The 22,598-nt window shown below is 62.5% G+C and carries 19 protein-coding genes; 5 read left to right on the forward strand and 14 right to left on the reverse strand.

Annotation, left to right across the window (positions count from 1 at the left end):
• Window positions 1-35 precede the first annotated feature (35 nt).
• The 5 genes from AC0KVN_RS08760 to AC0KVN_RS08780 all read right to left on the reverse strand — a co-directional run bounded on the left by AC0KVN_RS08760 (window position 36) and on the right by AC0KVN_RS08780 (window position 6,184).
• Window positions 36-1,649 (reverse strand): glycosyltransferase family 39 protein, encoded by a 1,614-nt coding sequence (locus AC0KVN_RS08760; RefSeq protein WP_483656069.1) that lies wholly within the window; start codon window positions 1,647-1,649, stop codon window positions 36-38.
• 34 nt (window positions 1,650-1,683) lie between these two features.
• Window positions 1,684-2,994: an O-antigen ligase family protein gene (locus AC0KVN_RS08765; RefSeq protein ID WP_435566704.1), complete on the reverse strand. Its 1,311-nt coding sequence runs from the start codon at window positions 2,992-2,994 to the stop codon at window positions 1,684-1,686.
• Window positions 2,991-4,052: an acyltransferase family protein gene (locus tag AC0KVN_RS08770; RefSeq protein WP_435566705.1), complete on the reverse strand. Its 1,062-nt coding sequence runs from the start codon at window positions 4,050-4,052 to the stop codon at window positions 2,991-2,993. The genes AC0KVN_RS08765 and AC0KVN_RS08770 overlap by 4 nt, the downstream gene beginning before the upstream one ends.
• An 85-nt stretch (window positions 4,053-4,137) precedes the next feature.
• Window positions 4,138-5,265, reverse strand: coding sequence for a glycosyltransferase family 4 protein (locus AC0KVN_RS08775; RefSeq protein WP_435566706.1), 1,128 nt, complete (start codon window positions 5,263-5,265; stop codon window positions 4,138-4,140).
• Window positions 5,266-5,311: 46 nt separating this feature from the next.
• A complete protein-coding gene (locus AC0KVN_RS08780; RefSeq protein ID WP_435566707.1) occupies window positions 5,312-6,184 on the reverse strand; it encodes a hypothetical protein in 873 nt (290 codons plus the stop codon).
• A 159-nt stretch (window positions 6,185-6,343) separates the two neighbouring features.
• Here AC0KVN_RS08780 and AC0KVN_RS08785 point away from each other — a divergent pair, with 159 nt between their 5' ends.
• Window positions 6,344-7,681: a lipopolysaccharide biosynthesis protein gene (locus tag AC0KVN_RS08785; protein ID WP_234831870.1), complete on the forward strand. Its 1,338-nt coding sequence runs from the start codon at window positions 6,344-6,346 to the stop codon at window positions 7,679-7,681.
• Between the two features lie 89 nt (window positions 7,682-7,770).
• Here AC0KVN_RS08785 and AC0KVN_RS08790 read toward each other — a convergent pair whose 3' ends face one another.
• The 9 genes from AC0KVN_RS08790 to AC0KVN_RS08830 form a co-directional block, all read right to left on the reverse strand.
• Entirely contained in the window at window positions 7,771-9,939 is a 2,169-nt protein-coding gene (locus AC0KVN_RS08790; protein ID WP_048937507.1) for a GumC family protein, read from the reverse strand.
• Between the two features lie 253 nt (window positions 9,940-10,192).
• Window positions 10,193-10,948, reverse strand: a complete 756-nt coding sequence (locus AC0KVN_RS08795) for a response regulator transcription factor (protein ID WP_048937506.1) — start codon at window positions 10,946-10,948, stop codon at window positions 10,193-10,195.
• A 250-nt stretch (window positions 10,949-11,198) separates the two neighbouring features.
• On the reverse strand, window positions 11,199-11,846 hold the full coding sequence (locus AC0KVN_RS08800; RefSeq protein ID WP_435566708.1) for an HAD family hydrolase: 648 nt from the start codon (window positions 11,844-11,846) through the stop codon (window positions 11,199-11,201).
• A gap of 35 nt (window positions 11,847-11,881) precedes the next feature.
• Window positions 11,882-12,832, reverse strand: coding sequence for an ATP-grasp domain-containing protein (locus tag AC0KVN_RS08805; RefSeq protein WP_435566709.1), 951 nt, complete (start codon window positions 12,830-12,832; stop codon window positions 11,882-11,884).
• A gap of 92 nt (window positions 12,833-12,924) precedes the next feature.
• Entirely contained in the window at window positions 12,925-13,608 is a 684-nt protein-coding gene (locus AC0KVN_RS08810) for a PIG-L deacetylase family protein (RefSeq protein WP_097384144.1), read from the reverse strand.
• Complete coding sequence (locus AC0KVN_RS08815) at window positions 13,605-14,438, reverse strand: methionyl-tRNA formyltransferase (protein ID WP_435566710.1); 834 nt, start codon at window positions 14,436-14,438, stop codon at window positions 13,605-13,607. Before AC0KVN_RS08815 ends, AC0KVN_RS08810 begins: the two co-directional genes overlap by 4 nt.
• 61 nt (window positions 14,439-14,499) lie before the next feature.
• Entirely contained in the window at window positions 14,500-15,102 is a 603-nt protein-coding gene (locus AC0KVN_RS08820; protein WP_374548981.1) for a sugar transferase, read from the reverse strand.
• The gene (locus AC0KVN_RS08825; RefSeq protein ID WP_435566711.1) at window positions 15,102-16,298 is read right to left on the reverse strand and encodes a glycosyltransferase family 4 protein; all 1,197 of its coding nucleotides are present in this window, start codon (window positions 16,296-16,298) and stop codon (window positions 15,102-15,104) included. Before AC0KVN_RS08825 ends, AC0KVN_RS08820 begins: the two co-directional genes overlap by 1 nt.
• A complete protein-coding gene (locus AC0KVN_RS08830) occupies window positions 16,295-17,482 on the reverse strand; it encodes a glycosyltransferase (protein WP_435566712.1) in 1,188 nt (395 codons plus the stop codon). The genes AC0KVN_RS08825 and AC0KVN_RS08830 overlap by 4 nt, the downstream gene beginning before the upstream one ends.
• 360 nt (window positions 17,483-17,842) lie before the next feature.
• Here AC0KVN_RS08830 and AC0KVN_RS08835 point away from each other — a divergent pair, with 360 nt between their 5' ends.
• The 4 genes from AC0KVN_RS08835 to AC0KVN_RS08850 are packed head-to-tail and all read left to right on the forward strand — an operon-like array spanning window position 17,843 to window position 22,583.
• The gene (locus AC0KVN_RS08835; protein WP_435566713.1) at window positions 17,843-19,894 is read left to right on the forward strand and encodes a polysaccharide biosynthesis protein; all 2,052 of its coding nucleotides are present in this window, start codon (window positions 17,843-17,845) and stop codon (window positions 19,892-19,894) included.
• Between the two features lie 12 nt (window positions 19,895-19,906).
• Entirely contained in the window at window positions 19,907-21,121 is a 1,215-nt protein-coding gene (locus AC0KVN_RS08840; protein WP_435566714.1) for a DegT/DnrJ/EryC1/StrS family aminotransferase, read from the forward strand.
• Window positions 21,118-21,990, forward strand: a complete 873-nt coding sequence (locus tag AC0KVN_RS08845; RefSeq protein WP_435566715.1) for a sulfotransferase family protein — start codon at window positions 21,118-21,120, stop codon at window positions 21,988-21,990. Before AC0KVN_RS08840 ends, AC0KVN_RS08845 begins: the two co-directional genes overlap by 4 nt.
• 35 nt (window positions 21,991-22,025) lie before the next feature.
• Complete coding sequence (locus AC0KVN_RS08850) at window positions 22,026-22,583, forward strand: polysaccharide biosynthesis/export family protein (protein ID WP_004207875.1); 558 nt, start codon at window positions 22,026-22,028, stop codon at window positions 22,581-22,583.
• Window positions 22,584-22,598: the final 15 nt, after the last annotated feature.

Consider the following 22,598-nt stretch of genomic DNA (forward strand, 5'->3'; position numbering starts at 1 on the left):
TCCTGTTGCGGCACCGCCGCGCGTGCGCAGGTGGGTTAGTCGGCGGTCCGTTCGGACAGGGGGGCACCATTATGGGAAACGCCCCTCTCCAAAAGGGCTAGACCGTCCGCGTCCGGCCGCACGAACAACCGGGTTTCGTCGCCGCCGATGGGCAGCAGCCGATAGCCACGCAGCCGGGCATAGCTGGCAAAAGCGGCATCGAGTTCCCCTTCCTCACCGACGAGGATCGCCGCTGGCGGATCGGCGTCGAGAAAGGCGGACAGGCCATGCGGAGTCGTCGTGGTGAAATAGGGGCGATCGGCAGCCGGCAGATATTGCGCGACGCGGTAGAGGAAAGGTCCGGCGGCAAATTCGCGATAAATCGGCAACCCGCCTTCCAGCACCGCGATCGGCGACAGGGTTGCGACCCTGCCCCGTGCCCCAGCCCTGTCCAGCACTGCCCGGATCTGTTGGCCCTGTTCATGTGTGACCGTGCCCGTCCAGCGAACCGGTTGCGCCACGCCCGGCACGGCCGCGGCAAGGCGCGGCGTCACACTGATGAGCGCGAGCGCCCCCACGCTTCCCAGCACGGCCGCCATCCAGTGCCGCGCCTCGGCATCGAGCCGGCGGTAGAGGAGGATGAAAAGGAGAATGAAGAAGGGCACCGGCGGTTCATAATATTGCGGGAAGGCCGGCGTCGGCACGAATGCGCCGAGTGCGCCGAACGCCGCCAGCGCGGCCGCGAGAGGGATCGGCCACCAGGCCAACGCCGCCGCCCCTGCCCTGCGCACCAATGTTCCCGCAAAAACGCCCGCGAGAATAAGCGCAAGCAGCCCCGATCCGGCCAGCCACACGCCTTCGGCCACCATGATCTTTTCGGGAAAGGACATCGCCTTGGCGGCGGTCGCCTGCTCCCAATAGGCAAGATGGCCGTGCGAGAAATAGCCGACCGTGTGGGCAAATAATCCGTAGGGATCGCTGATCAGCACCACCAGCGCGGGCGAGCAACCGACCAGCCCGCCGATGATCAGCGGCACGAACACCTGCCGCACTCTTTCCCCAAAAGGCAGAGCGCGTGGCAGCAACAGCGCCGCCAGCGCAAAAGGCGGTCCCAGGAACACATAGCTGACCTTCAGCACGGCCGCGAAGCCCATGGCCAGCCCGGACAGGAAAAGCAGGCCTGGGCGGATCCGGCCTTCGTCCAGCCCGCGCAAGAACAGATCGAACGAAAGGATGGCGAACGGGACGGGCAGGAAATTATTGGTGACCAGCATTCCGGCTGGCCCCATGAGCACACCGGCCACCAGTATCAGCAAAGCCACCAGGGCAACATGCCGATCCCCCGTCTGCCACAGGGCAAAGCGATAGAGCAGCAGCCCGGTGGCGATCCAGCACAGGAAGATGAGCAGACGCCCCTTCAACAGCAGATAGCTGTCGCCGGTCAGCGCATAGAGCGTGTGCAGCAGCAGGGGCAGGCCCGGCAGATGATTATATCCCAGCGCCTGATACAACGGCGCCTGGAACAGCAGCCGACCGGCACTGACATGGATCTGCTCGTCATGCCCCAGCGGAAAGCTGACGACCCGTCCGAACAGGCCGATCAGCACGAAGGCGAGGATCCCATAAACGAGGAAACTGGCAGGCGTCAGGGAATGCCAGCGCTTGGGCATCCATCCTGACGACGGGCGCCAAAGCGCCGCGCGGCTATCCCCGTGCATGGCGCAAGGCCCGCATCCGCCTGGACGAAAGCGCACGCCCACTGCGTCGCCGCAGGTCGGCCTCCCCTCCATGCAGCGCGATCGCCAGTGCCAGCAGCACCGGCACCGCCCACAGCCGGGCATACATATGCGGGCTCGCGGCGGAAAAGAGCAGGAAGGTCGCCAGCACGGACAGGGCAAGCGCCCCGGCCAGCCTGTCCCGTTTCAACGCCGTGAACCCGATCACGCCGCCAACGCCAATCATCGCGATCCAGCCGACAAGGGTGAGAAAGCCGCCTTCCACCCAGAGCAGCAGATACATGTTATGCACCGGCGCTCCGGCCGGGCTGATGACGCGATCCTGATCCACACCGACACCGACGAACATATGGTCGCCGACGCGCTGCCACGCATCCTTGGCCAATCCCAGCCGGTCCTCGAACGTGCCCGCCTCTGCTATGTCGCCGGCCTCCAAGGCGTTCGCGACGCGCTTCTGGAACACGGCGGGCAAAGTGACATTGACGGCGTTCAGAACGATGCCCAACGCAACGATACCGACCAGCCCGCCAAGAACATAAGCGCGAATGCGACGGTCGCCGAACAGGACGAAGAACAGGATCGCGACAACCATGCTGCCAAAGGCGGTTGCGGACGCGCTCAGCAGCAAGGCATAGAACAGGACGCCTGCGATGACGAGCATCTGCCAGAGGCCGATGACCCGGCGTGCGCGCAGGTAGAAGGCAAAGGGCAAGGCCATCGAGATGGTTGCGCCATTCCAGTTCGCGTCGGTCGCGAAAGCCCCCAGCCGCCCGCTGCCGGACAGGAAATCGAGGCCCAGCGTGGCGCGCGCGTCTTCGAACGAGCCCGAATAGGTAAAATAGACGATGATCCCGATCAGTTCCATCAGGAACACGCCGAACAGCAAGGCGCAGGCCAGCCGGTTGGTGTTGGCGGCACCATGCCCCATCAGGAGGAAAGGCAGCACCGCCCAGGCCACGCTATATTGCAGGGCGACGATGATCCAGCGCGTGGGATCATGGCAGAAGAGCGAACTGACGAGCAGGCCGCCCATCATCAGGGCGAAGGCCGCGAACCAGAGCGGCGACAGCAGGCCGAAGGGTTCAAGCGGAATATGTTTCCGGACCAGCAGTTGCGCGCCGCCGATCAGCAGGCACAGGTCGCTGACCGTGAACATGATGTCGATCGACGGGCGCCATGACAGATAGGCCGCCAGGAATATGCCGACCATGATCGCCGTTGGCGGGCTGTCTGCCATCGCCCGCGCATCGGCCACGGTGCCTTCAGACGCACTGCTCATGCCTCGCCTCCCGCTGGCTGCGCCTGGGCCGCCGCGCTGCCCTTTTCCCGATAGATCCGTTGCCCGAAAAAGCGCTGATAGGGCCAGATTTCCAGGCTGATATGGACGAGATGGGTGAGCGGCATGGTCACGGCCACCACGACCACAGCGAAGATCGCGATCGACCCGAGCACATTGTCGGTGAACCAACCGAAATGGTCGAATATCCTGCGTATCCCGTAATAGCTGTAGGGATGCACGAGATAGAGGCTGTAGCTAACGGTACCGAGATAACGGAATAGCGGATTGTCGAGTGCGCGAGCCGTCAGGCTGCCCGGCTGGACCGCGCAATGGAAATAGAGTCCGGCCGACAGGATGATCGGCACCAGGACCGGATCGGCAAAGTCGCTCCAGCTATATTCGAAATGGCCGCGGCTGGCGAAGGCGATCATCGCGATCAGGCTTGCAAGCTCCAGACCGCGCGCCGGGATGGGCCAGCGCCACGGCCTGGCACTGGCCAGTCGGATCGCGGCGCCGATGACGAAATAGATGGCGATCGGATGGGTCAGCAGGAAGATCAGTCCGACGACGATTGCGACGGCGGCGCCCGCGCGATTACGATGATGCACCGTAAAATAGACGATCCCGTACATCAGCAGGTAGAAGATCACCTCGTAGGTCAGGCTCCACGCATTGGGCGTAAGCTGCTCGGTGCCAGTGAAAAGGTTGATGAACAGCAGGCCCGAAATCACCGCTTTCGTCGAATTGAGCGCAGGATAGGCATTGGTGATTGCGTTCAGCGCGATGAAGAGCAGCGAAAGCACGAAAAACAGCGGATAAAGCCGCAGGAAGCGGCGCAGCGCAAATTGCTGCGCGCCATAACGCATTGCGCTTGGCAGGATGACATAGCCGCTGATGATGAAGAACAGTTCGACACCAAAAGTGCCTAATGCCCAGGCGCCTGCAATGCCCTGCACATAGGCATCATTCTGGGCATAGATATGTTTGGCGGTGCCGCCCAGAATATGCGCCAGCAGCACCATCATCGCTGCCAGGCCGCGCAAGCCGTGCGCCGCCACATTGAACCCGCCCCCGGCTGTGTCGCGCGGCGAAGCAGGCCGGGTCGGACCGGATGAGCGCGCCAGCAAGGCAGAGGTCGCCTCGCTAGCGATGGGGCGTCTCCTGCCCGGCGCCAGCATGAAGCATGTCGTCATAGATCGCCATGATCGCATCGGCATGGCGCGCTTCGCCGAATTTGAGCAAGGCATCGGCCCGCGCAGATTGGCCGATGCCTTCCATCATCGCAGGATCGCGTAACAGGGTGGCGCAAGCATCGGCCAGCGCCTGAGCGTCCTCTGGTGGAACAAGACGCCCCGTCTCACGGTCTCGGATAGCTTCGACATTGCCACCCGATGCAGTCGCGACGACCGGCGTTTCGACCAGCATCGCCTCGATCAGCGTTCGTCCGAAAGGTTCGTCGATCGCCGGCACCATCAGTAAATCGCACCCCGCCAGCCAGAAGGCGCCGGGAGTGCGAAAACCCATCAGATGGATCGCGTCGCCGACGCCTTGCCGCCGGGCACGATCCGCAACCTGGGCGTCCATGCCGTCAAGCGCCTCGCCGAAGAGCACACCCCGCGCATCGAGTTCGGGCGCGACACGGCGAAGCGCAGCAATTGCATCGACGAACAGCAATGGCCGTTTGCGGTCGATCAGGACGCCCGAGAAGCCGACAAGATTGGCGGTGGGCGGCGCATTGATGAGTTCGAGTATCGCCTGCCGGGCCGCCCACCGATCGCATTGGATGGATGTATCGAAAGGGCTGTGTACCACATCGGTACGCAGCCTGCGGCGCAGGCCGCCTGCCTGGTCGCCGGCGAAGTGCGACACCGCAACCACCCGGTTGGCCAGTAGCGGCGCAACCATCCTCAATCCCAATGCATCGGGTGCACCACGGTGATGCCAGAGCAATTGGGCTCCCGCCAGCCGAGCGGCCAATGCCCAGGTCGCATGGGTGCGCCCGTCATTGCTGTGGACGATGGCAACCTGGCGTTTGCGCAGGAACCGGGCCAGAGGAATGGCGCCTCGCGCTAGCTCCAGTGCCCGCAACGGGCCGACCCTGCGGCCGTGCTGGAGAGAAATGGAAGCGGAGATGGCCTCGACAGCAATGCCCCTGTCCGCAAACAGCCGGGCGATGATGCCCTGCGGATTCTGGACGATGACGAGCGGCGCGTAACGCTGCTGATCGATCTTGGCGATCAAGCTGCTGGCAGAGATATGGCTGCCCCCCACCAGGTCTCCCACGAAGGGAAAGCATATGGTGACGGCCGACGGCATGCTAGATGGCCCATTGCTCGGGCAACGGGGTTTCAAGCATCAGCCATTCCACTTCCGATCCGCCGCAGAAACGGTCCACGACGTCCAGAAAACGGCCATTAGCAGAAACCTGGAACAGCGTGCCGACATGGCATCCCCGAGCAGAGCGGGCGATCAGCAGAAAGGCCCCGGGGCCGGTCAGATAGCGCACGATGTTGGCCATCGCCCGGCGCAGCGCCTCTTCATCGAAATAGCCGCGATTTAGGATGTTGCAGGCCCGGATGAAGTCAAACCGATGGCGGAACGCGGGGGTATCGACAAAGATGTCATTCTTCTCGATCTGCACGTTCGACGCGGCCTTCAGCCGCGGACTGATGAGGCGCACGGGCGTGATATCCCCGCCCCCCTGCTGCACGAGGCGCTGGGCACGTCCGCCCAGCCAGGCATTTGCCAGGGCGCGCACCGCGAGCATGCCGGTGGCATAGTCGGCCCGACGACCCCAGGGGCGTACCACCCGGCCCAACACATCATATTGCAACGGATGTCCCGCCTCGTCGGTCAGCACCCGCACGCCCGGATAGGCCTTCACCAATCTGCCGTAGATGGCGATGTCGGTGCCGACCACGGCCGGCATATGCCCACAGGCCAGCAATCGCTCATAGAGGGCAAGCGTCGTCGCACCGGACGATATGCCGATATCAAGAACCTGCCCAATGGTGGCGCCACTCAATTCGAAACTTTCCAGACAACGCGCATCCAGATCATGGAAGCGATCGCTTGCTGTCCGTTTGAAGGTCGAGTTGCGCGTGCGCAGATCCGAAAAGAAACGATCTTCGACATCGGTCGAAGTCGGCTTTCGGGCAGGATGAAAAAAGGCTTTGGCGGTGATGGACATAACGTCTCCCCTGCCTGTTCCTTATCATCCAGCGTCGCTGCGGTGATCGGCAATTTGGGATTACATCTACAGGAAAGCTGCGCTTTTATCCTGATTGGTTCCATGAATTAGCGACGATCATGGTGGAGGGACATGGCTATGGAGAGGGCGCACCCGCTATTGTCGTTCATCATCTCGACCCACGCATGGGGGCTTCGAGCCATGTCGCACCGGCGCGTGCGCGCCGTCACCCACCTGCTGAGCGGAACGGCGGCGACACTGGGCATCACGCTACTTTCCATCGCCCTTACGGCTCGACTGCTACATCCCGCGGCCTATGGCATCCTGGCAATGATCCTGACACTGGGACAGGCAAGCGAGCGCTTGTTGAGTTTCCAGTCTTGGCAACCGGTCATCCGCTATGGCGCCAGCCTTGATCACGAAAAGGATTCCGCCGCGTTTTTCGCGCTGCTCAAATTCGGACTGTTGCTCGACCTGGGCGGCGGCGTTGCGGCGTGGGTGGTGGCGAACGGGATTGCGCTGACGGGGCAATGGCTGCTCGGCTACAGCGACGAAACCCTGCAAATGGCCCTCATCTTCCTGGTGTCGCTGCTGTTTAGCTATAATGGTGTGGCCACGGCGATATACCGCCTGACCGACCAATATCGCATGATCGCACGCATTCAGGTCGCCAATGCGCTGCTGAGACTGGCGCTGATCGGTATTGCCTTCGTGATGGATGCAGACCTGTTCGAGATGGTGCTGATCTGGACATTTACCCAGATCATCATGTCGATTTCCAATTTCATCTTCGCGATACGCCTTCTGCCCGCGCCAGGCCTGCGCGCCATTTTCGACGCCAGCGTCGAAGGCATCAACGAGCGCTTTCCGAAGGTATGGCGCTTTGCCCTGGGATCCAATTTTTCCCTGACCGTCTGGTCGAGCGCCCAGCAGGTCGACACGCTGATCGTCGGCTGGCTTGCCGACCCGGCAAGCGCGGGCCTGTTTCACATTGCCAAGCGGATCAGCCGCGTCGTGCAACAGATCGGCAGCCAAGTGGAATCGGTCGTCTATCCAGACCTCAGCCGGTTGGCGGCGGCCGGCAATCGCCGCGCCTTCGTGCGGGTGGTGATACAAACCGAGCTAATCCTGCTCGCCTTTGGCATGGCCTGTTTCCTCACCATCCTGATCGCCGGCGCGAGCCTGATGCGCCTGATCGTTGGAGCGCAATTTGCGGGGGCGGTACCGCTCCTCATCGTCCAGATCCTGGCGGTGACGATGACGATCAGCGGCGCGGCCAGTCGCGCCGGGCTGCTGTCGCTGGGGGAACAGCGGGGCGTCCTACGTACCGTGGTGGCCTGTGCCATGGCCTTCTACTGCTCGGTCGCCCCGCTGATCATGGAATTCGGTGCCATGGGTGCCAATCTAGCCCACCTGGCCTTCGGCATCGTCTGGCTGGGCGGTCTCAGCTTGAACCTTCGCCGCGCGATCAAGGTCGCCCCCTGGCAACAGCGATAGGGCCACAAGGCTTTTCCGATCACACGCAAAAAGGACCGATCAACCCATGCGGTTCACCGGTCCTGTTTTGGTCCTGTTGGGACGGCACCTCAATTGAAATGCAGCGCTTCCACCACGCGACGCTTGGAACGGCGCCAGCTGCGCAACAGGCGCTTGTGCATCGCACCAGCCTCCGCCGGATCATCGGCATCATAATATTTGGTCAGTCGAGCGATATGGTGGATCGCATCGCCATAGCCGCGTCGTGCATGGGCCGGATAATCGACCATGTTGATGACCGCTCCGGTAATCGGCCGCTCGAACATCTCCATCGCCACCCGCGCGGCTTCGGGACTGGTCATGCCCCAACGCAGTACCAGGATCGTCGAATCGGCATATTCGGTGAGCGTCTTTGCATCGCGCACCGGCAGGATCGGCGGCGCATTCAGGATCACCAGATCATAATGTTGTCGCAGCGCATTGACCATGCGTGGCAGACGAGGCGAGGCGATCAGCGCACCCGGGTCCATGGGCGTATCGCCGACGGCAATTACCGAAAAATGGCTGTCTTCCTGGATGACGGGCAGATCCTCCAGGCCAGCACGACCAGTGAGATAGCCAACGACACCATTGCCCTTGCAATCGGCCTCGATATTGGGGCGCCGCAAATCGAAATCGACGACGACCGCGCGCCTGCTGACGGCGCCAGCCGCAGCCGCCAGACTGGTGGCGATGGTGCTCTTGCCCTCGCCATCCAGCGGAGATGTCACCACCACCACCTGGGAGCCGGGACCATGGCGCGATTCCAGTTCGATCAGCAGATTGCGGATCGCTTCGGCAAAGCGGGACCGGGGTTTGGATTCGACGACCGCATGAACCGGTTCATCTTCGCGACCATCACTGAGATCGGGCACCATCGCAAGTGTGGGAATGCCGAGCAGGCGCCGGACCTGCGCCGCCGTGCGGATCGTCGTATCCATCGTATCGACCACGAAGGCGACGATCAGGCCGAGCAGAAGAAAGGCCAGCATCGCCACCGCCAGAACCCGTTGCGGGATCGGATAGCTGGGCACCGCTGGCAGAGAGGCGCGGGAGATGATCGAGATGTCGGGATCCACATCGACGGGCGCCGTGATCTTTGCGTTCAGCGCGGCGACCAACGACATGTACAGCGTGTTGGTTGCCTCCGCCTTGCGTTCGAGCCCCCGCAGCGCGACCGCCTGTCCTCCCGAAGCCAGGGCCTGCGAACGGATGCTGCTGATGCTGGCATCGATTGCACCGCGCCGGGCGGCGCTGGCCGCCGACACGGCCGACAATTCGCCCTGCAACCGCGTCGTTTCCGCCGCGATGCGCGGGCCGATCGTGGCCAGTTCCGCTTTGGTCTTGACGACATCAGGATAGCCCGGACCGAACATCGTGCTCAGTTCGCCCAGACGCCGCGACAAGGTTGCCTCCTGCTGTCGCAGTTCGATGAGCAGCGGGGATGTCGCCGTCGCCGGTCCTCCACTGAGTTGGGCAAGCCGGCTGGCATAAGCGCTTTCCGCGCGCGCCTGGGCCAGAATGCCGGCCGACTGGTCGACCTGGGCAGCGCCGCTGACTTCGGGATTGGATGCCAATATGCCATGGGCCGCGCGGAAACTGGCGGCGGCGCCATCAGTCTGCTGCATGGCGGTACGCACCTGCACGACCCGCGCGGTCAGCGCCTGGATTTCCTTATCGCGCGATTCCTTGGCGTTCTTCAATCCACCTTGGATATAGGTTTCGACCAGCCGATTGGCGATCAGGGCGGCCTTTGCCGGATCTTCCGAAGAGGCCGTCACCTTGATCGTGCTCGACCGGCCGACGCGCATGATGTCGACCTTGTCGAGCAGCCGGTCGACCACGCCCTCGCTCCGCGACCGCTCGGCCGCCTCCGCCCGAAGGCCGGGATCCACTTCCACCGGACGGTTGCCCAGGATCACTTCCCGGACCCAGGATCCGACGCCCCTGGCTTCTCCCGGCTTGCGGGCAAATTCGGGATCATCATCCAGATGCAGCGTCGTCGCCGCCGCCCGCGCAAGACGCCGGGAGCGCAGCATTTCGACTTTCGTCTCGATCTGCGTTTCCTGGTTCGGGCTGAGGATGGTCGTGCCGGTGACCGATGTTTCCGCGTCAGGCGGCTGGACCACCACGGTCGCCGAACTGCTGTAGATGGGCGTGATGTTGATCAGGACGATGATCGTCATCGCCATGCCCAGCACGGTCAGCGTGGCGATCAATATCCAGCGCCGCCGGATCATCCGGAAAAAATCGTGAACGCCGAAATAGCCCGTACGAGTGCTTGGCTGCGGTGCCCGCGCCGCCCCCATGAATATCTCACCTGGGCTCAAATTAGAAGGAACGATGAGGGCGTCGCCTGAAGACATAGGATATCCCCTTCCAACAACGATATCATTCGAAGGCGGACCTGGAGCAGACAAAGCTCGCTTCAACAGTCGCCCACAGCACGAAACGCCGACGCAGCCCTGGAAAATCCGACTGGCTAGTCGTCACTCAAGCCACGTCGGCCAGCCTTAAAGGGAGGCGCGGTACCGCGGCCGGAGTTACGGCTGGCACGGCCCGGCATGGCGGCTGCTCGCCGTTTTGCTGAACTGGTTCACCCAGCAAACCGCGGCTTAACGCCCAGATTGCGGCCTGCGTCCGATTAACCACATGAAGCTTCCGTAGAATGGATTTGACATGAACCTTCACCGTGGCCTCGGTAATGTTGAGCCGACGGGAAATGATCTTGTTGGGTTCGCCCCGGATCAGACCACGCAATATTTCTACCTCACGGTCCGACATCTTCACATCTTCAATGCGGCCGTCATTATCGTTCCAGCGCAAATTGGTATCGAGCCCTGCAAGTTCGAAAATGATGCGAGAGGGCACGATCTTTTCGCCGAGTGCGACCAGATTGATCATTGCTGCAAGGCTGGCGCAGGATGTGTCTTTGCCAATATAGCCGGCCACACCCGCCTGAAACGCCTGGGCAACCATCGCGCATTCACAATCATGTCCCAGCATGACGATCAATGCCTCGTCCTGGAGCATATGAGCCTCTCGACACATTTCGAGCGTCGCTTCATCGGACGAGGAGGCCATCACCAGAAGGTTGTTCACGCCGTGGCTGTCAGTTTCCAGCGGAATATCAGCCAAATTTCGGAAAACGCCGACGACATCCAACGATCTTTCCGTCAGAATACGTCGCAGGCCTTCGCCTTCGATCTCATTTTGCGTGACGATGATCACTTGCAGTTGATTGCTCAAAGTCGCCTCCGAGAAATTAGGAGCGCCTTCGCTTTCACGCAGCGAACTCGACTATGGCATCAACTGCCAGAGAGCGAGGAACCCCTTCAGAGGGAAAGCCTGCTTTTTGCAGCATCCGGCTTTCCGATCGCGACCCTTCCCTGCCTAAGAGCTATAGTAATCGGAAAAACAATCAAGCTTTTCCAATAGGTGCATTTGAAGGGCAAACTCAAAAGTATTAGTAAATTTTGTAAATTCCTTTGAAGGAAAATCATAATTCACCAAGGTTTTCAATAACCCTTTGTGCATCGCAATGCCGGGCAGGATGGTCTGCATGGTCGATCCGACCCGGCCGCACTATCCTTATGGTATGCCAGCCCAGCGCCTTCGGAGCGATAAAATCCTTCACCGGATTGTCGGCAACATAAGTGAAACAGTGATTCGCCAATCCGAAATATTCCTGCATATGCAGGAAGGCGCGCCGATCCGGCTTCCAATGCGCACGACCCCAACGGTCAGTACAGATACCTAGGCTGACACCACGCCGGTACAGATTCAGTGCGCGGATTTTCCGTCGCTGGGCATCGAGATACCCGTCGGTGATGACGCCGATTGCAATATGCGGCGCGATATTCGTCAGAAAATCCGCGGCATCTGGCGCCAGCTCGATAATCGGTCGATGCTGTCGATAGACGGCAAGCATCCGCCCCACCAGGGACGGCGTAGGATCAATGTCCAAGTCGCGCAGGCAGTCATCGAACAACTGTGTCCTGGCACCCGCCTCGAACTTTCGGCGCAGAAAAGTCCCGTATTCGACAAGGCCCAGGCGTTCGCGCGCCCATGCACCTACGGCGCCCAATCCGCTCAGCACATAGTCCCGTTCCAGATAGAGTGTGTCATCAAGATCGAAGACAAGCACGTGCTCCGGCGCGCACTTCACCCGCGGCCGGGCCATCAGACGAACACGGCATCATCGAACCGGAGCATCAGCATATCGGACTGCCATTCATCATTGGCGGTACGCGGCAAGTTCAGACATTCCTCCAGCATCCAGGTCGTGAACTGCGCGCCGGCATGATGCGTCAACGGATAACCGCCGCCGAAGCGGGCATTGATCTCGAACACGAACGGCATCCCGTTCTCGGCCAGACGCACCTGGAAACACAGCGCCCCGCGCGCACCCTTGCACGCAGCGGCGATCTGGCGGGCCATGTCCGCCAGCGGCTGGCTGCGCAGCGTGACCCCTTTTTCCACTTCGCCTGCGCGGACCTTCAATCTTTCATGCGGCACGGCACATTTCAGCCGTCCTTCGGCATCGAAGTAGAGATTGACCGTGAATTCCCGTCCCGGAATGAACTGCTGGACGATATAGGGTTCCTTGGCATCGAGCGTGAGCAATTCGTTCAGCGTCTCGACCATCATGATACCGCGGCTCGAACTCCCGTAGCGCGGCTTGGCAAGCAAGGGAAAGACCATTTCCTCGCGCCCGCGCAAGACATCTTTGGCCGATGCCGTCCGGGGCGTGTGAACGCCTGCGGCGGAGAGGAAGCGGGCTGTCGCCAGCTTGTCGCGCGCCATCGTCACGACCTGCTCGCTACTGACGGCAACATGGCAACCAAGCGCCGCGAACTTGTCCCGGGCACGGGCAAAGGCGATCAGTTCGGTATCGATGGTCGGCACGATCAGGCCGATATTTTCCTGTTCGCATATCTCCAGCATCGCTGGAATGAATGCGGTGCTTTCCGCTGAAGGCGCTGCGAATGCCTTGTCCGCCTCGATACAGGCCGGGCTCCATTCCGGCTGCAAATCACAGCCATAGATACTGAGATCCGCGCCCAGTTGTGCAGCCGACTGGCGGAAGCTACGCAGCAGACTGACCCGGCGGCCGGCCGAACTCATCATCATGCGCAAGGATCGCCGGGAAGACGCGCGTCGTCCTGAATTTGCCACCAGGGTGACCGCCCCCTCTTGAGTAGGTTCGAAAACGACCGGCATGTTCATGCTACCTCCCTTATCAGGGTGAAAGCCTCGGCCGCCGCGCAGGAAACGCAGGATCCTCTCACCATTGCCAGTGCTCTCAATGTTTCTATCGACCGTTCATTGGGAAACGGTCGAACCTGCGACCGGAAGCAGGCAAACGCATCCAATTTCTGATCCAGATGGCTGGAGATGTCGATAAAGACATTGGGCTGGAACGCGGGACCAAGATAGGGCGCGGACCAGTTTGTTTCCGACACTGTTTCATAGGCGAGGATGCGCCGGGGATAATCCCGCCCCAACGGACGCGCCGCCACCATGGCCGCATCGAAGACCAGCTTATGATCGAAATGCAGATCGCCCACAAAGGGGACCAGCAACATATCGGGCCGGCTCGTCATAACCGATTTCGCAACGGCGGCATTGAGCGCGGCACGCGATACGCCGTCCAGTCCGGCTGCCGGAAAATCAAGAAACTGTGTCTGGGTGACGCCCAGCAGCCAATGCGCCTGGCGGGCCTCATCGCGCACCTGGTTAGCCTGAGCCTCGTCGAACAATGGCGCCATGCCGCGCGTAACCACCAGGATTTCGACCTGGCACCCCATCGAGACCAGTCGCGCGATCGTGCCCCCACAGCCTAGAACCTCGTCATCGGGATGCGGTGCGATGACCAGCGCCCGCTGCACGGAATCGAGAGCCGTCATCGCGTCATCGGCTCCCGCCCCAAAATGGCGTGGACCGGCAAGGCGCCATCCGCCTTGCAGCACCATTGCGTGACCTGCAGCCCGCCCTCATCGCCGCATCGCACCGTAAAGTTGCTGTCGGTTCGCTCGACAATCTGCCCCGGCATGGACGCCCTGTAGCGCGACAGGGATACGGGATGCGCCGCAGCGATGACGACCTTGCTGTCGTTCAATATCGTCCAAGCGCCCGGATAGGGCGCGCCACAGGCGCGCACCATGCGCCAGATATCGTCCACCGGCGCCGTCCAATCGATACGGGCATCCTCGGGCCGTCGGCGCGTGCCATAGCTGCTGTACCGCTCGTCCTGCGGCACCCCGAGCGCACGCCCATGGGCCAGTTCGATCAGCATGGGCGGCAATATTTCGGCCAGCATCGTCATATGCTTGGCATAGAGAGATTCTGCCGTCTCATCCGATGCGACATGGAAGAAACGCTGTGCCAGGATCGGGCCGCTGTCGACCCCGTCGTCGATCCTGAACAGGGTCGAGGCGGAAATCGGCTCATCGAGCAGGATGGTCCATGGGATGATCGCGCGCCCGCGCAACCGGGGCAGCGGCGCGGGGTGAAAGCCGATCAGGCCGCCCGGCGCGCTGGCCTGCACGCGCGCGCCGCACAGTTGCGACCAGCCGATGACGAAGATGTAGTCGGGTGCGAGATCCTCGATCAACTCGAGACTGGACTGTGCGTTGATGTTCGACACCGTGACGAGCCGCGTCGCCAGCGCCGCCGCATCGCCGGACAAATCCACGAAATCGGAATGACGATGGCCAAGCGTGACCGGCAGGGTCAAGACCGCCGCCAAATCCCATGCCGGCGAAGCCGCAAGGCATTTCAGCGCAACGCGCGTGCTCTCAACTGCGCCAACGAGCACCGCTCTCATAGGCCCTCCTTATGGATGCTGGATCGGTTCGCTCCCCCGTCAATGCGACGAGGACGGTGCGCCAGAGTATGTTGATGTCGAGCGACAGGCTGCGATGATCGATATACCAGAGATCGAGCGCCATCTTGTCGGCATCGCTCAGCAGCGTGTTGCCGTTGACCTGCGCCCAGCCGGTGAGCCCAGGCCTGACGGCGCACCGTGCTTGACCAAGTTTTCCGGCCGCCACGATCGTTTCAGGCAGCAACGGTCGCGGCCCGATCAATGCCATATCGCCCGTGAGGATGTGCCATAATTGCGGCAATTCATCGAGCCGCACCGCCCTGAGCGCTCGACCGACCGGCGTCGTCCGGGCCGCATCGGGGAGCAAATGACCGTCCGCATCGTGCATATTCGTCATGGTGCGGAACTTGACCAGCGTGAACAGCCGCCCGTCCCGCGTCACACGGCGCTGTCGGAACAGGATCGGTCGGCCATCGGTCAGGGCGATCACGCCTGCCACTGCGGCCATCACCGGCACGGCCACCAGCAGCCCGACAGCCGATATCCCCACATCGAGAAGCCGGATCGATGACATCACCCTCCTCCCGTCGCAAACGCCCGCACAGGTGCAGCGGATCGATCGGGTTGAACAGGGACGCCCGTCGGATGGGCAACCAGGCCCATCGTGTCGAGCAGCATCGCATTCACCTTCTCCACCGAGAAATGCTCCTCCACCGTCCGCCGTGCCGCCGCGCCCATGGCGACGACCAGCCCCGGATCCGCGGCGATACGCAACATCGCATTGGCAAGTGCCTGGGGGTTGCGCGGCGGGACCAGGAAACCATTCTCCCCCTCGACCACGGGCTCCCTGCAGCCGGGCATGTCGGTAGTGATCACGCCTCGCCCGATTGCCATCGCCTCCAGCAGCGTGCGCGGCAGCCCTTCGCGATACCAACTCGGCAATACGAAGACGCTCGCCTGGGCAAGATGCGGCCGGACGTCCTGCGTCTCGCCGCAATATTCCAGCAGGCCATCCCGGTTCCATTGCGCGATCGTCTCGCGCGAAATGGCGGCAGGATTGCTGTCGAACGGACCGAGCAGGCGGAAACGGATGTCAGGCCGCTCCGCCCGGACCAGACGCGCTGCTTCGGCATAATCATCAAGGCCCTTGTTGCGCAGCAGCCGGGCGATCATCAGGAAGCTCAGCTCCACTTCGGGGAGCGGCTGGCAAGCATAATGATCGAGGTCGACGCCCGATCCGGGCACCTGAATGACCTGGGCGCCCTCATCGATGATGCCATGGGCCAGCATTTCGTGCCGATCGTCGCGATTGAACACGAACACGGCCCGGGCGTGCGCCAGCGCGCGACGATAGAGAAAGGAAACGAGACGCCGGACATGGCGCAGGCGGCCGGACATGTCGTCGCTGAACACATGCCCCAATCCACTCACCATCGCATAAAAGCGCGTCCTGCCGACACAACGGGTCGCCAAACCGCCATAGATGATCGGCTTTTGCGTATAAGCGAGCACGATATCTGGCCGTTCGCGCCACAGCATCACCAGCAGCCAGGAAAAAGTTTGCACGTCGCGAAACGGATTCATCCCCGTGCGCGCCATCGGCATGTGGCGGAAGCGCACGCCCAGCGCGGCGAGCCTCGCCTCGACCGCCGCATCCCGATCAGGAGCACAGGCAATGACCTCATGTCCGTTCGCCACCATCGATGCGAGCAGGCGCCCGCGAAAATTGATCAGCGAGAAAGCCAGGCTGGAGACGACGACGATCTTCATAGCGCCTCGCACTGCATGGCACGCGGCGATGGCCCCGGCTCGTCGCTCTCGATCCGTCCCGCAACCTGTCGAAACAGCGCATCATAGCGCTTCACGACCTGATCGATCGCAAACATCTCGCTGATACGCTGGCGCGCAGCACCGCCCAGCATCACCCGTTCCTCCGGCCGCAAATGGCATAGTTCCATCAACGCCAGCGCGAGGGCTGTCGGATTGCGCGGCGGCACGGTGCGGCCCGTCGCTCCGATGACCCAGCCCGTGTCGCCGACATCGGTACCGACACAGGGTATGGCCTTGGCCATCGCCTCACCCACGATATTGGGGAATCCCTCGCCCCAGGCCGAGGGCAAGGCGAGGATATCGACGCCGCCGAGCCACTGCGCGACATCGCTCCGTTGCCCCGAAAGCGTCCAGTACCCGGTCGGCAAGGCCGAGAGCGCGTCCGCGATCTCCGGCGTCGGCCGGTCCATCCCCTCTCCCACGATCAGCAGATGCGCCGGCATACGGGCGGGATGCAGCCGGGCGAAGGCCGATACCAGATTGGCGGCATCCTTCATTGGATGCGCCCGCGCGACCATCGCGATCACGATGCGGTCGGGCGCGATGCCGAAAATCCGGCGAAGCCGATCCTGGGCTTCCGTTCGCTGCCCGTCCGCGTCCAGATCGAACCCATTGGGGATGACCATCGCCCGCGTGGGATCAAAGCCTATGGCCCGATATTGCTGCATCGCCACCCGCGCATTGTAGATGATCGCCTGCGGTCGCCGTGAAAGCAGCGCCTGGGTCCGCAGGACGAGGCGGGTCAGCCTCTTTTCATGCACATAGCCACCGCCAAGGGAATGACGAACATTCCAGATCACCGGTACGCCGGTACGCGCCAGCATCGTCGCGCACATGGTCGCCAACTGGGCATGGTGCATCCACGCCATGATCACGTCGGGACGTTCGCGCCGGACAAGCGCAGCCAGCCGGAGCGTCGCCGGCAAGGCGGTCGCAACGCTGGTCATCCCCAAGGCATGGACCCGCACGCCATTGTCCTGCAGGCGCTGGCCGACAAAGCCTGGCGGCATCAGCGAGGCCACCACCACGTCCTGGTCCTGCGCGGACGAATGGTGGAGCAGGCGCATGAGCATCGCCTCGGCTCCGCCCACGTTCAATCCGGTTATGACATGAAGCAGCTTCATGGACGTGCCGGCCCCAAAAAATCGCCCGAAGATGGCTTCGCGACGTGCCCCTGATGGAAGCGTCCCTATTAGATCGAAGCGCAGCGCCAGCCTGCTCGCTATTTTAGGCCCTATCCATGGGGGCAAGGCACCGCGACCGGCAGCACTACTTTTGAGCATGGCAGGGCATTTGGGGGGAGGCGCCCCACCACAAGAGCCATCACCGTACCCCTCTTCGGGATGTCCCTATGCCCAGCTTACCGCAGGCGGCCATCGACCTAACCTGTTCAAGGAGGCCGTGTTCGGATGGATCTCGTGGCCTGAGCGCCCGGGCGCTCAGGCGGTCACCGAAACTTGGCTTGCATCGACAAGGGGAAAACCATGCCTATAGCCGGTGAACTTCGCGCCCTGTTTCGCAAATGGCGCACACCTACCTATATGGCCTATGATTCATGGGCGATAGCAACCTCGCTCGGCATCGCTCTGATCCTGCGCATGAACGGTGCCGTCCCGGAGCATATGGTCGACGGCGCGTTGCACAGCCTGCCGATCTTCATCCTTGTGGGCCTGGTGACCTTTCATTGGAGCGGGCTTTACAACCGCATCTGGCGCCTCGCCTCCCTGCCGGACCTGATCCGGCTGGTCGAGGCCGCGATCCTGGCCATCACCGCAACGATGATCGTCCTGATGCTGAGCCAGGGACAGCGCTGGATGCCCACTTCGGTGCCGTTCATCCAATGCCTGGTCCTGATCTCGCTCCTGTCCGCCGGGCGCCTGTGGCGCCGCGTGCTGCGCAACATGACGCGCGGCCTGAACCGCATCAACCTGCCCGGCATGCGCGACAATGCGCGACGCTCCGACATCGCCGTCAGCCAGCAGCGCGCCCTGATCGTGGGGCATCCCGAATATGTCGAAACCATCCTGCGCCATCTGGAGATGCTGCCGACGCCCCCCTATCTGCCCGTCGGCATTCTCGACCTGGACAGCGGCGAGGCGCATTTGCGGCTGCGAGGCGTGCCGATGCTGGGCGGGGTCGAAGCGATCGACCATGTCGTGTCGCACCTCACCGCGCGCAATCAGCGGCCCACCTGCATCATCCTGGCCACGGGTCCCGAGGACGTGGTCGGCCCGCAAAAGCTGAAACTGGTCACGGCGGCGCAAACGCTCAACCTGTCCGTCTTGCGTGCGCCGCCGGCAACGGAGATCAACAAGCCGCTCGACCTCCAGTTGATCAATCTCGCCGATCTGCTCGACCGGCCCCAGACCCAGCTCGACGCGCAAATCGTCCATCGGGCGATCAAGGGTCAGCGCGTGCTCATAACCGGCGCCGGGGGATCGATCGGTCGGGAACTGGCACGCCAGGTTGCCATCTTCGAGCCGTCCGAACTGCTGCTGCTCGACTGTGGCGAGTTCAATCTTTATTCGGTCGAAATGGAGATCCGGGAAAATTATCCCGCCATTTCCTGCCATGCGCTGCTCTGTTCGGTACGGCAGCGGCAACATGTGATGGCCGTTTTTGCCGAATGGAAACCCCATTTCGTCTTTCACGCCGCCGCGCTCAAACATGTGCCGTTGGTCGAGACCAATGTCTGCGCGGGCGTGCAGACCAACGTGCTCGGCACATGCAATGTCGCGGACGCGGCCAAGCGCCATGGCGTCAGGGCCATGGTCCAGGTGTCGACCGACAAGGCCGTCAATCCGGTCGGCGTGATGGGCGCCACGAAGCGGCTGGGCGAACTTTACTGCCAGGCGCTTGATCTCGAGGGCGCCGGAAATCCCGGTGCACCACGCTTCATGACCGTCCGCTTCGGCAATGTGCTGGGCTCCAGCGGCTCGCTCATTCCCCTGTTCCAGCGCCAGTTGGAGAGCCGCTCGCCGCTCACCGTGACGCATCCGGAAATCACACGCTTCTTCATGACCGTGCACGAGGCCGTGCAACTCATCCTGCACAGCACCGCGCGCGCCATGGAATATGGCCTGAAACGCGGGCGCATCATCGTGCTCGACATGGGCGAACCGGTAAAGATCATCGACATCGCCCGGCGCATGATCCGCCTGGCAGGCCTCGCCCCCGAACGCGACGTGCCGATCAAGATCGTCGGCCTTCGCCCCGGCGAGAAGCTGTATGAGGAATTGTTCGACGAACGCGAACGCCAACTGCCGTCCGACCTTACCGGCGTGTTCGAGGCCGAACCGGTGCCCGTACCGCCGGCACGGCTGCAGGCCGGCTTTGAGCAACTGGAACGCGCCGTCCTGGCCCATGATCAGGTCGAGGTGCGCCATCTGCTGTTCGAAATGCTGGATGCCGTGACCCGGGAAGCCCCACTGCAGCCCCGCCCTCTGGACAAGGAAAATTGCCTCACGGCGATCAAGAAATCGCCGATCGCCAAGCCGATATGGCCGCAGGACGGCGCCGTGCGCCAGATGCAATAAGGGAAGGAAACGATGCTGGCTCGCCCCCATCATGACGCCATCCCGCAGCGCTCCATGTCGATCGTGTCGCAATGGCCAGTCTATGCGCCGGACGAGATCGCCGCCGTGACCGGGATATTGGAGACCGGACGCGTCAACGCCCTGCATCATGGCGAATGCTGCGCGGCCTTGGAGCAGGGCTTTGCCGAACTATGCGACATGCCCCATGCCATTGCCCTGGCCAACGGAACGCTCGCCTTGGAAGTGGCGCTCAGGGCGCTGGGCATCGGCCCTGGCGACGAGGTGATCGTCCCCGCACGCAGCTTCATGGCTTCGGCGAGCTGCGTCGTGGCCTGTGGCGCTACCCCCGTCTTCGCCGATGTCGATGAAGTGACCCAGGGGCTCAGCCCCGATACGATCGCCGCCTGCCTGACAGCCCGGACCCGCGCGATCATCGTCGTCCATCTGGCCGGCCATCCCGCCCCGATGGAGGATATCTGCGCGCTGGCCGCGGTCCGGGACATCCGGATCATAGAGGATTGCGCGCAGGCCCATGGCGCGACGCGCCACGGCCGGGTCATGGGCGGGTTCGGCGACGCGGCCGCATTTTCATTCTGTACCGACAAGATCATGTCGACTGGCGGCGAAGGCGGACTGCTACTGCTGCGCGATCCCGACATATGGAAGCGGGCCTGGGCGTTGAAGGATCATGGCAAGGATCCCGAACTGACGGCGCAGGGCGGCAATGGCGTGTCCTTCCGCTGGCTCCACAATCATTTCGGCAGCAACTATCGGATGACCGAAATGCAAGCCGCGATCGGCGTTGCGCAGCTCAGGAAGCTGCCGACCTGGCTTCGGCAGCGGCGCGACAATGCCGGGATATTGCGGCACATATTGGCAGATATCCCAGCGCTCCGCCTGATCGACCCGGAACCTGGGATCGACCCAGCCTATTATAAATTCTATGCATTCCTGCGGCCCGAACGGCTGAAGGATGGCTGGTCGCGCGATCGAATCATCGAAACGGCGCGAGAGCTAGGCGTGCCGTGCCAATCGGGCAGCTGCCCTGAAATCTATCTCGAACGCGCGTTCACCGACGCGGCGATGGGCCCGTCAAACCGACTGCCCGTCGCCAGGCGACTGGGTGAAACCAGCCTGTTGCTGCCTGTCGATCCCAGCCTGTCCGCCGCCGATTGCGGCTATATGGGCAATATCCTGCGCACAGTCATCGAACAGGGAGCCCGATGATGTTTCCGGACGGCCGTCGCCCGCATTTCATCATCATCGGTGCGGTCAAGGGGGCGACCACCTGGATCGCCCATCAGTTGCGTTGCCATCCCAATCTGTGGCTGCCCAAGACCGAACCCCATTATTTCAGCAGTGACTATGCCCGCGGCACGGACTGGTATGCCACGCTGTTCGACGAAGCGCCGCCGGACCGCATTCTTGGCGAAAAGTCGGCAGACTATCTGGCGCATCCCGATGCCGCCGATCGCCTGTTCCAGAAGCTGCCCGAAGCACGGCTGATCGTGCAATTGCGCGATCCCGTGCAGCGCGCCTATTCCGATTACTGCATGCTCTACCGGCGCGGGATGGTCGGCGGCGATCCCCGCAAATATCTGCAGGGCCAGCGCAGTGCCGAGCGGCGGTTCCTTGCCAGCGGTCTTTATGCGCGACACCTCGATCGCTTCCTGAAGCTGTTCCCGCGCGAGCAGCTGCATGTGCTGCTCTACGAGGATCTGGCCCATTCCGCCGAACAGATGATCGTCGACATATGCAGACATATCGGCGTCCCTGCCCATATCGCGCCCGATCAGCTGGACAGCCGGAAGAATGACAGCAGCACGCCGCTGTTGCCGTTGACGCTGCGACGGCTGCTGCGCCCCATGCGACCGGCCCTGGACCCGCTGCGGAGCAACCCCGTACTCGCCCGGGTACGCGCATCGCTGGCATCACCGGTGCGCTATCCACCACTGGATGGCGAACTGCACAAGATGCTGAGAGCTTATTATCGTGACGATGTTTTGCGGCTGCAGGACATGCTTCAACGGGATCTGAGTATGTGGCTCGGCGGCGTTATTTCCACGCCGACGGGCGCCACGCGTGCCCGCGCCTAAAGCGGCAACCAAGGCCATGAAGACGGGAGGATAGCATGGAAAAGCGCTTGTTGATCTCGATAGCCCTTGCCCTGTTCGCCACGGGACCGGGCGGCTGCGCCGGACCGGAAGCCAAGCTGACGCCGCTGGCCACTGCCGCCCCCACCCCCTATCAGTTGGGTCCCGGCGACCAGGTCCGCCTCAATGTCTATGGGCTGGACATGATGAGCGAGACCTATCTCATCTCGGACACGGGCATGCTGTCCTTGCCGATGGTCGGCAACATCCCGGCTTCGGGCAAGACCGTCGACGGACTGCAGGCCGATGTCGCCGCCGCCTTGCGCGCGCAACAATTGGTACTCGATCCCAAGGTCAGCGCCCAGATCATCGCCTATCGCCCGTTCTTCATCACCGGCGAGGTGCAAAAGCCCGGCCAATATCCCTTTGTCCCGGGCATGTCGGTGATGACCGCCGTGTCGGTCGCCGGCGGTTTCACTTTCCGCGCCAACACGAAGACGGTGAAAATCACGCGTGCCAATATGGCCGGCAGTGCGACCCAGACCAGTCCGGTCCAGCCCGGCGATCTGATCGAGATTCGTGAAAGCTGGTTCTGAGCGTGTGCCAGAACG

Source organism: Sphingobium sp. SG1, from assembly GCF_057063145.1.

Bases quoted from the DNA above. Each gene is read 5' to 3' on its own strand.
- AC0KVN_RS08825 (WP_435566711.1), bottom strand. From the start codon at position 16,298: ATGAAGATCGTCGTCGTCTCCAGCCTGGCTTTCTCGCTGATCAATTTT.
- AC0KVN_RS08840 (WP_435566714.1), top strand. From the start codon at position 19,907: ATGCTGGCTCGCCCCCATCATGACGCCATCCCGCAGCGCTCCATGTCG.
- AC0KVN_RS08830 (WP_435566712.1), bottom strand. From the start codon at position 17,482: ATGAAGCTGCTTCATGTCATAACCGGATTGAACGTGGGCGGAGCCGAG.
- AC0KVN_RS08820 (WP_374548981.1), bottom strand. From the start codon at position 15,102: ATGTCATCGATCCGGCTTCTCGATGTGGGGATATCGGCTGTCGGGCTG.
- AC0KVN_RS08835 (WP_435566713.1), top strand. From the start codon at position 17,843: ATGCCTATAGCCGGTGAACTTCGCGCCCTGTTTCGCAAATGGCGCACA.
- AC0KVN_RS08810 (WP_097384144.1), bottom strand. From the start codon at position 13,608: ATGACGGCTCTCGATTCCGTGCAGCGGGCGCTGGTCATCGCACCGCAT.
- AC0KVN_RS08790 (WP_048937507.1), bottom strand. From the start codon at position 9,939: ATGATCCGGCGGCGCTGGATATTGATCGCCACGCTGACCGTGCTGGGC.
- AC0KVN_RS08845 (WP_435566715.1), top strand. From the start codon at position 21,118: ATGATGTTTCCGGACGGCCGTCGCCCGCATTTCATCATCATCGGTGCG.
- AC0KVN_RS08850 (WP_004207875.1), top strand. From the start codon at position 22,026: ATGGAAAAGCGCTTGTTGATCTCGATAGCCCTTGCCCTGTTCGCCACG.
- AC0KVN_RS08765 (WP_435566704.1), bottom strand. From the start codon at position 2,994: ATGAGCAGTGCGTCTGAAGGCACCGTGGCCGATGCGCGGGCGATGGCA.
- AC0KVN_RS08760 (WP_483656069.1), bottom strand. From the start codon at position 1,649: ATGCCCAAGCGCTGGCATTCCCTGACGCCTGCCAGTTTCCTCGTTTAT.
- AC0KVN_RS08780 (WP_435566707.1), bottom strand. From the start codon at position 6,184: ATGTCCATCACCGCCAAAGCCTTTTTTCATCCTGCCCGAAAGCCGACT.
- AC0KVN_RS08805 (WP_435566709.1), bottom strand. From the start codon at position 12,832: ATGATGATGAGTTCGGCCGGCCGCCGGGTCAGTCTGCTGCGTAGCTTC.